11 protein-coding genes and 1 pseudogene are annotated in these 13896 nt (G+C 36.4%); 10 read left to right on the top strand and 2 right to left on the bottom strand.

Going from position 1 to position 13896, the window contains the following annotated elements:
- Positions 1–981: 981 nt before the first annotated feature.
- The gene (locus tag D1839_RS08735) at positions 982–1422 is read left to right on the top strand and encodes a cell wall hydrolase (RefSeq protein ID WP_120379411.1); all 441 of its coding nucleotides are present in this window, start codon (positions 982–984) and stop codon (positions 1420–1422) included.
- Between the two features lie 523 nt (positions 1423–1945).
- Here the strand turns inward: D1839_RS08735 and D1839_RS08730 are convergent.
- Together D1839_RS08730 and D1839_RS08725 are read right to left on the bottom strand one after the other, a co-directional pair.
- Positions 1946–2161 carry a hypothetical protein gene (locus D1839_RS08730; RefSeq protein WP_120379412.1) on the bottom strand — a complete coding sequence of 72 codons (216 nt, stop codon included), beginning with the start codon at positions 2159–2161 and terminating at the stop codon, positions 1946–1948.
- Between the two features lie 175 nt (positions 2162–2336).
- Positions 2337–2630, bottom strand: coding sequence for a DUF1433 domain-containing protein (locus D1839_RS08725; RefSeq protein ID WP_158589623.1), 294 nt, complete (start codon positions 2628–2630; stop codon positions 2337–2339).
- Positions 2631–2738: 108 nt separating this feature from the next.
- Between D1839_RS08725 and D1839_RS08720 the strand changes: the two genes are divergently transcribed.
- The 9 genes and pseudogenes from D1839_RS08720 (at position 2739) to D1839_RS08680 (ending at position 13653) form a co-directional block, all read left to right on the top strand.
- Positions 2739–4157, top strand: coding sequence for an alpha/beta fold hydrolase (locus tag D1839_RS08720; protein ID WP_158589624.1), 1419 nt, complete (start codon positions 2739–2741; stop codon positions 4155–4157).
- 13 nt (positions 4158–4170) lie between these two features.
- Complete coding sequence (locus D1839_RS08715; RefSeq protein ID WP_120379415.1) at positions 4171–4470, top strand: hypothetical protein; 300 nt, start codon at positions 4171–4173, stop codon at positions 4468–4470.
- A gap of 959 nt (positions 4471–5429) precedes the next feature.
- A pseudogene (tnpA, locus tag D1839_RS08710) lies at positions 5430–5894 on the top strand (IS200/IS605 family transposase).
- A 275-nt stretch (positions 5895–6169) separates the two neighbouring features.
- Positions 6170–6391, top strand: a complete 222-nt coding sequence (locus D1839_RS08705; RefSeq protein ID WP_120379416.1) for a FeoA family protein — start codon at positions 6170–6172, stop codon at positions 6389–6391.
- 3 nt (positions 6392–6394) lie between these two features.
- Positions 6395–8407 carry a ferrous iron transport protein B gene (gene feoB / locus D1839_RS08700; RefSeq protein WP_120379417.1) on the top strand — a complete coding sequence of 671 codons (2013 nt, stop codon included), beginning with the start codon at positions 6395–6397 and terminating at the stop codon, positions 8405–8407.
- Between the two features lie 16 nt (positions 8408–8423).
- Positions 8424–8594 carry a FeoB-associated Cys-rich membrane protein gene (locus tag D1839_RS08695; RefSeq protein ID WP_120379418.1) on the top strand — a complete coding sequence of 57 codons (171 nt, stop codon included), beginning with the start codon at positions 8424–8426 and terminating at the stop codon, positions 8592–8594.
- A gap of 908 nt (positions 8595–9502) precedes the next feature.
- Positions 9503–11434 carry a BglG family transcription antiterminator gene (locus tag D1839_RS08690; protein ID WP_120379419.1) on the top strand — a complete coding sequence of 644 codons (1932 nt, stop codon included), beginning with the start codon at positions 9503–9505 and terminating at the stop codon, positions 11432–11434.
- A gap of 576 nt (positions 11435–12010) precedes the next feature.
- Entirely contained in the window at positions 12011–12316 is a 306-nt protein-coding gene (locus D1839_RS08685) for a PTS lactose/cellobiose transporter subunit IIA (protein ID WP_330585463.1), read from the top strand.
- Between the two features lie 17 nt (positions 12317–12333).
- Entirely contained in the window at positions 12334–13653 is a 1320-nt protein-coding gene (locus tag D1839_RS08680) for a 6-phospho-beta-glucosidase (protein WP_120379421.1), read from the top strand.
- Positions 13654–13896: the final 243 nt, after the last annotated feature.

Raw genomic sequence — 13896 nt, 5'->3', positions numbered from 1 at the left:
GGTGCCCCTCAAAAAAAATCAATGATGAAGGGCTTAGCTTCGTATTGCCTTTAGCCAAGGGTATTTTCATACAAAAGCATAAAAATTTTGGCTTATGAGTACCGATATAACGGAATAGCCATGTCCGACTTAAGCGTCCAGCAACTAGGCGACTTTAGAAATGCGCCCTACGATAAGGCCTCATCGGTTCGTGCTTAAGAGGAGGGCCGACTAACAACGGGCTTGCCGCTCAGGCGTCGGCATACTCCTGTTGCAGGAGCATGATTCCTAAAACTTTAGTTTGATTCGCTCCAGTCGCTACGTTGCTAACCGGGCGCCCCCACGCCTTTGTTCCTTAAAAATAAGTAATAAGGCAAACCACACCATAAGTAATGGATGTCTTTAGTAAAATAAATCCCCTTTATTACAGATGATAAGAGACAAGCAGATAGCTCCCTTGGTAAAATGGGTTCAACAACCATTAGGAGACAATAAAATGAACAAAATTTAGGGATTCAATGAGCTACATTCGCCAAAGGACATTTTTAGGAAATACATGGGATATACTATTGTCTTAACACTAGAAAAAGTGGGATTTAAAGAGATTGGCACAACGGCTAGGTATTTGCAATTCTTGGAGATGCAGATAGTGAACTAATTGATTTTGAAAAGCATCTTGGATTATCAAAACAATTATAGAAAATGGAAAACGCCTGTCTTTGCATATATGGAGGTAGGTTATGGTGATAGCGCGGAACAAATAAATATATCCAGAAGCTCACGGTTGAAGCTAATAGCCAAATACCTACGTATGCCTTATCAAAGATTTACGAAAAACCTGAACCTACCGCGAAAAATTGATATTGTTCGAATGAAGAATATGCCCAATAGGAGCTTATGAATACAATCAGTCAGCAGTAGACCAAGCAAAGCCCATGTAAAAAATGATATTAGTAATCACTTTTCCCAAATTCCCTCATATAATTTTTAGAGGTGATAAAAATGCCGAGAGTAGCATATACAGATAATGACGTGGCTTTAGTGGCAAGGATGATGCGAGCAGAGGCGGAAGGTGAAGGACAGTTAGGGATGCTGATGGTTGGTAATGTTATTGTAAATCGCTTAGTTGCTAATTGTTTAGACTTTAAAGATTTAAGGTCCATAGACGACGTAATTTTTCAAATACAGGGAGGCAATTACTCTTTCGAAGCTGTACAAAAAGGAAATGTTTTCTACAACAGAGCGAGAGGTGTAGAAAAGAAGTTAGCCAAAAGAGTATTAGATCATTGGAGAGAGCATCCATCCAAGTATGCGCTATGGTATTTTAATCCATACGCTCCATGCCCGCCTACATGGTATGGTCAACCATTTGCAGGGCAATACAAGTTACATTGTTATTACGAACCACAGGCAAATACATGCGAAAGTGTTTATATGGGTTAGGTGTTTTGAAAGGATGGAGTTCACATTTGGAAAAGATGATCTTTAGCGAGAGCTCATACAAGGATTTCTTATCATCGCGATGAACTAGTGAAACAAATTGAAATAGCCCCTTTTCCTTTTGAGGAAGCGGGGGTTATTTTTGTAAGATTTGATAAGAGAAAATAATGTTATAAAAACTATGGGTGCATGCATTTGTGGGTGGGAGTTAGTTCCCCCTTTCTATTCTTAATGGAATCATGGTAGTAAACATTAATTTTTCCGTTGCCTATTCTTCACTTATTGTGGCTGTACTGTTATTTAATTAAAAACTTTGTACATGTGAGCTGTTTTCTCGATGGGCTGTGTTTAAACCGTTTGGCACTACCACGACAAGCATTATTATTATATGTTTTTCTACTTTTATTTAATGGATTTTTATTGCACTCATCGCTACCACTATCCGAATATATTTGACAACACAAACAGAAAGCAAGCCATTGTACCTAAAAAAGAAGAGATAAACCCATAAAGATTCTCTATCTCACTAATAAACACAATCTTGTTCTTTACATTCTTCTTTTTCTTCAGGGAAACCTTCATCTGTGCTTACTCCAGCAATTGTAAAGTCATCATGTAGCGTTATAGAAAACCCTATTTCATTATTTACATTTCCGTCAACTTTCATGGATCCCAAGAGACTTGTAAGAGGATCTTCTAACTCAATGGACAGAATGTTTTCATAGTTATTCGTAATATTCATTCCTAATTACTTTTTTGGCTTTTGCAATAGTTTCATCATCATATGTTTATCCCGTCTTTACAAAGCACCCTCCTAATAGTAGGATAATGGGGGATACTAAGAAATAATTTCCTTTTTTACAATCCCCCACCCTCTAAGCAAAAAAGCGCTATTAGTAACAATATATTATGCAAATTTAATAATCGCATGCTTTTTCTTTGCACTCCTCCTTTCTCTCAGGAAATTCTTTTCCTACAGCACTTGAAATAATTTTAAAATCATCTTCATAATCGATATCAATGGAGAAAGTTGCTTTTTCATTATTATTAACCGTACCACTAATCACCATTCCGCCCATAGGAGTACTATAATCATTCTTTTTGAAATTTATTGTATGGATATTTTTAAAATTTTTATTTAAATAACTTTCTACAGTTTCTTCCGCCTTACGAATTGTTTTATCATCAAAATTTTCCTTGTTTGAGTTCACAAAACAACCTCCCAATAGTATAATTGCAATAGTGGATATTATTGTAATTAAAAGATTTTTCACGCGTTTCACTTCCTAACTAGTATCAAAAATATGGGGGATACAAGAATGGTAAATCCTAATAACATAACAGACTTAACCGCTTCTACAATTTCCAGGCAATCTTACAAACAGATTCCAAAAAAGGTTTTCATTGAAACTTCTTCCTATACACAAGTTTGGGAAAACATCGAAACCATTAAAGACTCCGATACAGGTTTACATGGTTATGTGCTCCAAAACGCTGATACAGATGAAATCGTTATCAGTTTTAGAGGAACAGAGCTTCCTAAAACAACCGCAACCAAAGTGAAAGAAAAATATTTAGGAACACCCTCTCAAGATGCTAGGCTAGCTGGTGCTGGGGGAGGAGCAGAACTGAAAAATGGAAACATTGTTTATGAACAAAAGGACTCCGACTATTCTGAAACCATAAAGGATGTTGAAGAAGACCTCTATGGAATTGTTCTTGGTGATTCCGATTATACCAAAAAAGATTATAGAAAAACACCTTATTTAGGAACACCCTCTCAAGATGCCGCTTTATTAACTGATAAGGTGAAACTTAACCCCAAAGATAAAACCCTCACATATGACACTAAAAATCAATTTACAGCAGCTGAACAAGTGGTTGAAAAATATGTAAAGGAACATGGACCGGACAACATCGTTTTTACAGGACATTCTCTTGGCGGAGGTCTGGCTCAATATTATGCTGTCAAACATGATTCGAATGCCGTTACTTTTGCCGCAGCGGATGTGTTTCATTTATTATCCAAAGAAGATCGGGAACGTGCTTTAAATGGAGAATTTAAAGATAATATTATCTCCTATACGTATCCGAACGACGTCGTTGGCACTTTCTATAAGCATTCTATTGGTTCCGTATATTATATGAAAGATCCTGTGGAAACAAGAGGTATTGGACTTGCTACTCATGGGATAAAAAACTTTTTGGAAAAAGATTTATATAATAAAGACGGGTATTTCAACCCTGATTACTTATACGACGAAGTCATACAGGGGTCGCTTTCTATAGGGGGTATAACCAAGTCTCCACTTGAATTAAAAAATAGCGGTGTTGGAGATTTTCCTATTGTTATACAATCTGCACTAATGCATGCATTTTCTATTGATTTAAAAAATAGTGAGGAGCAACTAGCTTTCACAAGAAAAGCACTTATAAGATTTTTAGATCATTATTTTGCGGATATGAGCGAAATAAAAACCATGTTTTTAGGAGCAGCAGGAATAGGGACTTATGATAAATTGACCGTTGCAGATGTAGAAGATGCGTTTCGAGAAGTAGTAAAGGTGGAAGACGGCATTCCCATGCTGCTTGATCTGGATGGATTTGAAGATTTATTAGTCACTTTAAAAGACCTGCAGAAGGACACTGGGGAAATAGCGCATCATATGGAAAAGATGGCTCAGGATTTTGAACGTACAGACCAAATTCTTGCTGATTGGTTTGGAATTAAAAATTAAAGAGGTGATCAACTTGAAAGAATGGGAAGAATGGTGGGAAAATTATTTAATCAGCAGAAAACAGAAGGAAGCATTGAGAACACATATTAAAGATGTTTTGCAAAAAAAAGCAAAGGAATATAGAACATTCTTTGATGAATGCTTTTATGATGAGTCTCTTTATGATAAGCATTCGCAATTAAAGAGCATGATAAGGCAACAATTTGACGGAAAGGCAAAGAGAGCCCTTATAGAACGTCTTGAGATGAATACATTAAGAGTATCAAGTATGAATATTAAACGTTACATTGTTCATGACAGTATTCAATTATAATAATTTTTTGAGCAGGACTTTTACTCAAGGTATTTTAATATTATAAAAAAATTATTTAAATGCATTGCGGTAAGTACCTTCAATAATGGTAAAACGGAATTTCGAAATTAGTGAAACTATGAATCAATTTCTGAAGAACCCGGTACAGGTAACTCGTACATCGGGATTACCGTATTCTGTGGAGGATGAGTCGTCAATTGGGCGACTTTTCTACCTAGAAGGCAAAAATTATCTGACTTTTCCCTCTGCTTGTCTTCTTGTTTCAAAAACACCATTTATTTTAAAAGTATCGCCTTTTATTTGTAGTACGCGCAAGTAGAATTTTATTTGAATGTGAGAGTGCAATTCGTTAAATCCGGACGCCATTATAATTTGATTCTCTTCATAAATGGAAAAACCTAACGGTGCGCGTAAAATTCTTTCATCGCCGTTAGTTTATTTGTTTGTAAAGTCTATTGTTTTATTTCCATTATATTGCCTCCCTAATAAATGTCTCCCTTTGTATGGATAAGTAATGTCTTTAACTAATAACCAAATTATGAATACACATGAAAATTCTCACTTATTTGAATTAATTAAATGCTAATTACTCTTTTAATTCAACTATTCTGCCCGTTCTCGTAATAATTCTGTAGTGCACAGGGCATTCGTGGATGGGGCCCACTCTTTTTATTTTTGAAGAGGGGATGAGATCATGTCAGTTATGGAAGCGTGATGTCTTCCACCTTACTTGGAATGGTTTTTTATAGAATATTTGTAAGATCAAACTGGAAGTAGCATAAAAACAGCTTTTGTTAAAATAGAATAAGCAATATGATAGATTAAACTATTAGATATATTTAATTATCGGAAAAAAAGAAAATAAGTTGTTTTAACTCCAGATTAAGCCCCACGCTATAAGTAGGGGAACAGAAACGGAAGTACCTTTACGTGTGATAAAAAAGTCCTCCTCTGCTATCATGACAAAGGTTTCGCAAGTCAATGTCGGGCAAAGGAGGTCATCCATAGTGGATAAATCAAGTTTATCACAAGCAAAGTGGAATTGTATGTACTATATTGTGCTTATTTCTAAATATAGACGAAGAACTATGTATGGAAAAATCGGAAAAGATGTTCGTGAAATAATTAAAAGCTTTGTGAGTATAAAAGAATTGAAATTGTAGAAGGAAGTGTTCAATTGATCATATCCATCTATGTGTCAAAATACCACCAAAACTTAGTGTTTCAACATTATGGGGTATTTAAAAGGTAAAAGTGCGTTAATGATATTTGATGGACATCCAGAATACAAGCATAAAGGTAATAGGCACTTTTGGGCAAGTGGATATTATGTGAATACAGTAAGAAGAAATGAAAAAGTTATTAAGAATTTTATAAAAAACCAAACTGAAGCAGACATGATAGAAGATGAAATCAACATTTAAGAAATAACACATATAGAAAATAATTAATATGATCCATAAGTGGGGAGAGAACTATTTAAATGGAAAAGTGGAATTTTATATGATTATTTTGCGCTCTCAGAATTCTAAGGAACAAATTACCTCATGTGCTCCCACTAATTCTAGACATTTTCTACGTAAAGCTGCAAAGAACCAAAATTGTAAAAATTATCTCCGCTTTCATCTCCTATTATATGATACAATTAGTTGAGAATAATTATCATTATTAATAGTGTTCGTATTGGGAGGGCTATATCATGAATCTTACTGATTTACAGCAAGGTGAAACAGCTGTCGTATCAGATGTTACAAAATTAAATGACATAGTAAAACAACGTTTAATCGATATGGGTCTCGTGGAAGGTCAAGAAGTTTGTTTAAAATGTACCATGCCATTTGGCGGTCCTATAATGGTCGAAGTGTGTGGACAATGTCTCAGTTTACGTCGTAAAGAAGCGTCACGTATAGGGGTGAGATGATACGTGTCTCAATTTGCATTATTTGGCAACCCTAATACTGGTAAAACATCACTTTTTAATAACCTAACAGGTTCCTATGAATATGTGGGAAACTGGAGCGGGGTAACGATTGAAAAAAAGGTGGGAAAGCTTCGCAACCAAAAAGGTCTGTTAGTCGATTTGCCTGGTGTATACTCATTAAATCCACTTTCCAAAGATGAGGAAGTGGTGACAGAATTTTTATTGACGGGCGAATTTGAAAAAATATTGAATATTGTGGATGCTTCCCAGCTAAAACGCAATTTACAGCTAACGGTTCAATTAATGGAATTTGGCAAGCCTCTTATAGTGGGGCTTAATATGATAGATGTCGCCCAAATAAGAGGGATGAAAATTAATAACAAGAAGCTAGCAGACATATTAGGTGTCCGTGTAGTTCCGATTATTGCCCGAACTGGCAAGGGCTGTGATCTATTGACGAAGGAACTAACGAACCATACAACGAAAGAATCGCAGACTTCTTCTATTTTCAAAGTGGATTATGGCTTTTTAGAAGAAATGATTGATCGAATCAGCCAACTTATTCCAAATGAAGCTAACTTGAATAAAAGATGGGTGGCTATTCAATATTTAGAAGGTAATAAACGAATAACATCCTATTTGGATCAACACATATCAAATACAGCTATGCTTGAACAAATAAAACAGGAAGCAGAAGAAGAACTTGTAAAGCGCGGGCACTCTTGCTCTTTAAGACAATTTATCTATCATATGAGAGATAAAAATATTATTCATATATTGGAACAGGTCATAACGGTCACTTCGTCAAATAAAACGACTGCGACTGATTTAATAGATCGCATGGTTACAAACAAATTTTTGGGTCTACCAATTTTCTTGTTTTTTATGTATGTGATGTTTATGCTGACATTTGATTGGTTAGGATCACCGTTGTCGGATGTATTAGGTGGATTTTTCTCTGGTCCGTTAACTAACGGCTTGGAGAATGGACTAAATGCTATTGGTGGTTCTAGTTTCATTAAAGACCTGGTGCTTAATGGAATTGTAGCTGGGGTAGGTGGAGTGCTCGTATTTGTCCCACAAATTTTTATCATGTTTTTCCTTATCTCTTTCCTAGAGGATTCTGGTTATATGGCTCGGGTTGCCATGGTGATGGACAGGATAATGGAATCCATCGGACTTAACGGGAAAGCTTTTATTCCAATGATTATTGGTTTTGGATGTAATGTTCCTGGAATTATGGCAGCACGTACTATTGAACAACCGAAAGAAAGGTTGTTAACGATTTTATTAACGCCTTTCATGTCTTGCTCTGCACGTCTTCCTGTATATGCTTTATTCGTTGGTGCCTTTTTTGTGAAACAACGAGCAATAGTGGTCCTTTCTCTATATGTGCTTGGAATTGTTGTAGCTATGGTGATGGCGCGAATATTTTCCTATCTGTTCTTAAAAAATGAAAAAAGTGTGTTTGTTATCGAGTTACCCCCTTACCGTGTTCCTCAAGCTTTAACATTATGGAGAAGTACATGGGAAAAAGGGAAAGGGTTTATTCGGAAGGCAGGGACGTTTATTTTTGCAGGTTCGGTTTTAATATGGCTGCTGACCTATGCAGGACCACACGGATTGAATGTGGAAATGGATGATAGCTTTCTTGCTTTAATTGGTGGTGTTTTGGCACCTGTTTTTCAACCATTAGGATTCGGAACTTGGCAAGCAGCTGCATCCTTACTAACGGGATTTCTAGCAAAAGAAGTAGTGGTATCTACCATGAATATTATTTATCATGTTCCGGATACAGCGTCACTAGCTGGCATATTAAGCACACAGTATTCTGCTCTTTCAGCGCTGAGCTTTATGTCATTTATTCTATTATACGTTCCATGCCTAGCGACAGTAGCTACAATCAGAAAAGAAACAGCTTCTAAGAAATGGTCCTATATTTCAATTATATATTCGCTGCTCATTGCTTATATCATTTCCACTATCATCTATCAAATCGGCGGGTTACTTTTTTAAGAAAGGGGCGTGACACATGATGGTGAATTTATTGATTGGTTTAATTATATTTGGTTATGCGGGTTGGATGATGATTCGCCATATTAAAAAAAGCAAGCAGGGAAAGTGTACAGCTTGCCCGCTTAATAAGTCCTGTAGCGGTTCTTGCTCTGAAACAAACTCGGCCTCTATGACGGAGATGAAATAGATACTCTGACGTAACGTTAAATGCATATTGCAAAAGGTGGGTGTAGAGCTCAGAAATGTTTGGTGAGTCAAAAGAATATACTGATAAAAAAGTATAAGGAAACAACTGAGTAGCCACGTATAGCTACAGCGCGCAGCAACCAGGAAACATCATGTAATCACCTTACGATAAGTCACCATCAGTTCATTGTATTAAAAACGAGTTTGCCGCAGGGCCTTCCTTATTTTAGCCCGCGTGATTTTCTTGATCTCAGTTTGGTTCTAGTCGCTACGCTGCTAAAGGGGTGCCCTTGCCCTTTTTTCTGCATTTTGGTTGCGTGTGGGCGCAAAGGTGGAATAGTGAATTAAATAATAGCTTAGTCTCTTTAATTGTTTTATCCATAATTGGGGATATTTTCATATAGATTCGTAACATTCTTATGCTGTGTCAACAACATAAGGGATGTGATGAAGCTTAACATTAATCTCGCATCCATATATAAAGTTCTTATTTAAATTCTTTTAATTATGTCTGACTGATACTGTCTTTCCTTTGCTAAAGACTAGCAACTTATATGATAACGAATCATTTCGGTATTGCTTTCACAGTTGTGAATATATGAATAATTGATATAAGATAGATAATGAACGAACAGGGTAATTTAAGAGATAAATTAACAAGAGGTTTTATTAATGGGATTTTTATCCCGCGTGTAAGGTGCTGTCTCCCCTTCAAGACCTGAGTAAATACAAAAGGTCTAAGGAGGAGAAAACGGAAAACGGTACCTCAATGCCTAATTCGTTCAAGGGCTTTTGGGTCATACCCTAGCGGTACTAATATTCAGTAGGAGATGGAAGAAAACTCCTACTGAATGAAGTTTTACTTGATAATACTTGTTTTTATTAAAGGAAAGACAGGGAGTGGCAGAGATGCTGTCTAGTCGGATGATGCTTATTTTGCAGGAATTAATGGCTGCGAAAACAACTGTTACAAGTAATGATTTAGCTGATAGAATTGGTGTAACGCCAAGAACGATTCGAAATGATATAAAAGAGCTAAATGGTATTTTATTACAAAGTGGCGGTTTTATTGAGGCAAAAAGAGGAATTGGATATGAGTTAGTAATAGAAAACAATAAAACATTTAAAGCGTTTTTACAAAACATGACGCAGAAATCTAATGCTAGTATGTTACCCAGCTCACCTGAAGAACGCGTAATCTATATAGTTAGGATGCTTCTATTAAACAATGGTTATATAAAATTAGACGATATGGCGGATGAATTATATATAAGCAAATCTACCTTACAAAATGATTTGATTGGGGTTAAAAAAATATTAACAAAATTTAATCTAAAACTAATAAGTAAACCTTACCATGGAGTAAAAATAATAGGGGAGGAAATGAGTGTAAGGTTTTGCTTATCGGAATATTTATTTAATCGGGAGGAAATGTTGATTGATATGCAAAAACAAGCCGATTTCATCCTTCCGCAAGGAGACATAAATAAAATTTATACGATTATTTTAAAAGAAGTCAAAGCAAGTAGAATTGAGATGTCTGATATCGCACTCAATAATCTATGTATTCATATTGCGATAGCTTGTAAGCGAATTCGGGAAGAAAATTATGTACAGCTGGCCCCTGAAGATTTTGCAGGAATTCACACCCAAACTGAATATAAAGTGGCTAAGGGAATTGTAACCCAAATTGAAAACGCTTTACATGTTTCGTTTCCCAAAACAGAAATAGCATATATAGCTATTCACTTACTTGGAACGAAAAAAATTGCCAAAATAAATGTAAACCCAGAAGAATTTGAATCCTTTGTGGAAAGCGATTTACGATCCGCTATCAAAGAATTTATTCACAAAGTTGATGAACACTTAAAATTGCATTTGATTAATGATCATGAATTGTTTATAGCTTTAGGCTTGCATCTGCAACCTACATTAAATCGTTTGCGTTATGGAATGAATATGCGAAACCCAATGCTCGATGAGATAAAAACAAAATATCCTCTTGCGTTTGATGCTGCTATTTTAGCGAGAGAGGTGTTTAACAAAAGATTAGCAATTGATATTGATGAAGATGAAGTTGGTTATATTGCTTTACATATCAGTGTAGCCATGCTGAGACAAAAAATGCAACAAGATATCAAACGCTGTATAATTGTTTGCGCAACGGGTGTAGGAAGTGCGATGTTACTCAAGTATAGACTGCAATCTAAATATCCTAATCAGCTACAAGTGGTAGATACAACAGATTTTTATCGGTTAAATGAAATTTCTTTAAAGGGAATTGATTTTATTATAACTACTGTTCCAATGGAAAGGAAGTTAGCCGTTCCAATTATTTATGTAAATACGATATTAGGAGCGGAGGACTTAAGAAAAATAGAGGATTATTTAAAAAATAGAACAGAAAACAAAATAGACTTTCTAAAGGAAGAGCTTATCTTTTTGCAGAAAGACTTACCAACAAAAGAAGCCACTATCCAGTATTTAGTAGAAAAAGTCGTGACAGCTGGTTATGTGGATGGTTCATTTGGTGCTTCTGTTTTAAAAAGGGAAGAGCTCTCACCTACGAGTTTTGGCAATTTGGTAGCCATCCCTCATCCAATGGAGCCGTATACAACTGAAACCTTTTGGACAATCTGCACATTAAAAAAACCGATTGATTGGGAAGGAAGCCATGTGCAATTTGTTTGTTTATTAAGTATAGGAAAAAATAACACATCTGATTTAAAGCTAATGTATGATTATTTAATTGAAATAATTGAGAATAAACGAAAGGTCAATCAATTACTCCGCTGTGAAGAAAGAGATGAATTAATCGAGACAATAAATGCAATGTTGTGAAGTTAAATACATTATGTCACACAAGGGGGAATTATTTTAGGCTCCATCCCGCATATAAAGTGCTGCATGACTACTGTTTGAATAGGTAGAAGTTTTACTTGAACAAGTTGAAGCGGTAGATAACAGAACCTAAGTCCCCGATTTGTTCTACTAACCATCTGCAGGAGAAGAAAACCCAGCTGATGGAAGGTTCACTTTTTCACAGGACCCGTTTCAGTTGCTACGTTGCTAAACAGGCGCTCTGTATTTTTCTTAGAGTTATCGTAAGGTAGAAGCTTACTGATAACTCTTTTTTTCTGTAGGAAATCACCATGGATCGCAGAGTCAAGCCACCACCTATCGTGAAAAGCACTTGAAGACGGTTTTTTTCATGCAAAGTTAAGGAGAGAAACGATATCTCTCGCTAACGTTTAGTGACAGTCTGCTTTTTCTACTACGAGTAATGATTTCCTTTGCGTTGAGGAAAAAGTATGTGTTCAAATGTTAACGATTTCACTCTATGATATAGATGTAAGCAGAAAAGAGGAGAAGTACGAAGTATACAGAGATTCCGTTAACTTTAAGGGGAGATTTAAATTGAGCATAGAAGAAATGAGCTTTCAAATTATTTTACATGGAGGAAATGCTCGAACTTCCGCAATGGAAGCAATTCAACATGCAAAAGATGGAGAACTTGACATAGCTGAACAAAAAATTCAAGAAGCAAATAAGGAAATTGGGGAAGCACATCGAACCCAAACAGATCTCATCGAAAGAGAAGCGCGAGGAGAAAAAACGGAAATTCGTTTATTACTCATCCATGCTCAAGATCATTTAATGAATGCAATGACTGTGAAGGATCTAGCTCAAGAAGTAATTGAGCTTTATAAAAGAATACATTAATTGGAAAGGGGATTATTATGACGAACCACTCATTAAAAGTAGCAACCATTGGTGGAGGTTCAAGTTATACTCCAGAGCTAATTGAAGGCTTTATTAAACGGTATGAGGAATTTCCGCTGACAGAGATATGGTTAGTGGATATTGAAGAAGGAAAAGAAAAGCTTGATATCGTGGGTAATCTAGCTAAACGAATGATTAAAAAAGCAGGTCTTCCCATCGATGTTCACTTGACCTTGGATCGTAAAGCGGCGTTAAAAAATGCTGATTTTGTCACTACTCAATTCCGTGTCGGTCTGCTTGCGGCACGCGCTAAAGATGAGCGCATTCCGCTAAAATATGGGGTACTTGGTCAAGAAACAAACGGACCCGGTGGTTTATTTAAAGGGCTCCGCACGATACCTGTCATCTTGGAGATTTGTAAAGAAATGGAGGAGCTTTGTCCAAACGCATGGCTAATTAACTTTACAAACCCAGCTGGAATGGTAACAGAAGCAGTGCTTCGTTACTCCAATATAAACAGAGTTATTGGTTTATGTAATGTTCCAATCGGAATGGAAATGGGGATTGCTAAATTACTGAATGTGGACCATTCTCGTGTCCGGATTGACTTTGCCGGATTAAACCATATGGTATACGGCCTAGAGGTATATATAGACGGCGTGAGTGTCAAAAAAGAGGTTATGGAAAAATTGACAAATCCAGAAAATAGCAGTTTTGTTAAAAATATCGAAGGAATGGGTTGGGAACCAGAATTTATTCGTGCGCTCCATGCGATTACATGTCCGTATCATATGTATTACTATAAATCCAAAGACATGTTGGATAAAGCAATGGAAAGCGCTAATAATGAAGGTACTCGCGCAGAAGTGGTCCAAAAGCTGGAAGAAGAATTATTCGAGTTATACAAGGACGAAAATTTAAATATTAAACCGCCGCAATTAGAAGAGCGTGGCGGGGCATATTATTCAGATGCAGCCGTGCGATTAATAACTTCTATATATACAGATAAACGCGATATCCAACCAGTCAACACAAGGAACTATGGAGCTATTGCAAGCCTGCCAGCAGAATCAGCTGTTGAGGTTAGCTGCGTTATTACTAAAGATGGTCCAATACCACTTGCCATGGGGGATATCCCGGTTGCAGCCCGTGGGCTTGTACAGCAAATTAAGTCATTTGAACGCATTGCAGCAGAGGCTGCTGTAACAGGGAATTATGATCAAGCGGTGCTTGCTTTAACAATTCATCCACTTACTCCATCCGATACTATCGCAAAACAAATAGTAGATGAAATGATGGAAGCACACAAAGCACATCTCCCTCAATTTTTTAACTGACATATAAAAGAGGATGGCCTGGACAATCAATTGATAGATTCCGGTTACCCAGTTATAAGGTACGGTAAGGCTTCCGGATTGAGGAGTTGGATTAGCTGTACTGCAGCACTTTTAAGTGGAAAACAACAGTACTAAAGGCGCTGTTTTGTAAGAGGCTCAAGTACTTACCCTTGAGCCAGTAACAAGCCGTGAGTGACTCACTGAGTATAGATTTACTGGATAGATTTTTAAAAAGGAGCGAAG

It is taken from the genome of Roseburia sp. 1XD42-34 (assembly GCF_009917385.1).
In the GTDB taxonomy this organism is placed as follows: domain Bacteria; phylum Bacillota; class Bacilli; order Bacillales; family Amphibacillaceae; genus Virgibacillus.
This window is presented reverse-complemented; position numbering and strand designations above follow the sequence as displayed.

Bases quoted from the DNA above. Each gene is read 5' to 3' on its own strand.
- D1839_RS08735 (WP_120379411.1), top strand. From the start codon at position 982: ATGCCGAGAGTAGCATATACAGATAATGACGTGGCTTTAGTGGCAAGG.
- D1839_RS08730 (WP_120379412.1), bottom strand. From the start codon at position 2,161: ATGAATATTACGAATAACTATGAAAACATTCTGTCCATTGAGTTAGAA.
- D1839_RS08720 (WP_158589624.1), top strand. From the start codon at position 2,739: ATGGTAAATCCTAATAACATAACAGACTTAACCGCTTCTACAATTTCC.
- D1839_RS08705 (WP_120379416.1), top strand. From the start codon at position 6,170: ATGAATCTTACTGATTTACAGCAAGGTGAAACAGCTGTCGTATCAGAT.
- D1839_RS08695 (WP_120379418.1), top strand. From the start codon at position 8,424: ATGATGGTGAATTTATTGATTGGTTTAATTATATTTGGTTATGCGGGT.
- D1839_RS08690 (WP_120379419.1), top strand. From the start codon at position 9,503: ATGCTGTCTAGTCGGATGATGCTTATTTTGCAGGAATTAATGGCTGCG.
- D1839_RS08680 (WP_120379421.1), top strand. From the start codon at position 12,334: ATGACGAACCACTCATTAAAAGTAGCAACCATTGGTGGAGGTTCAAGT.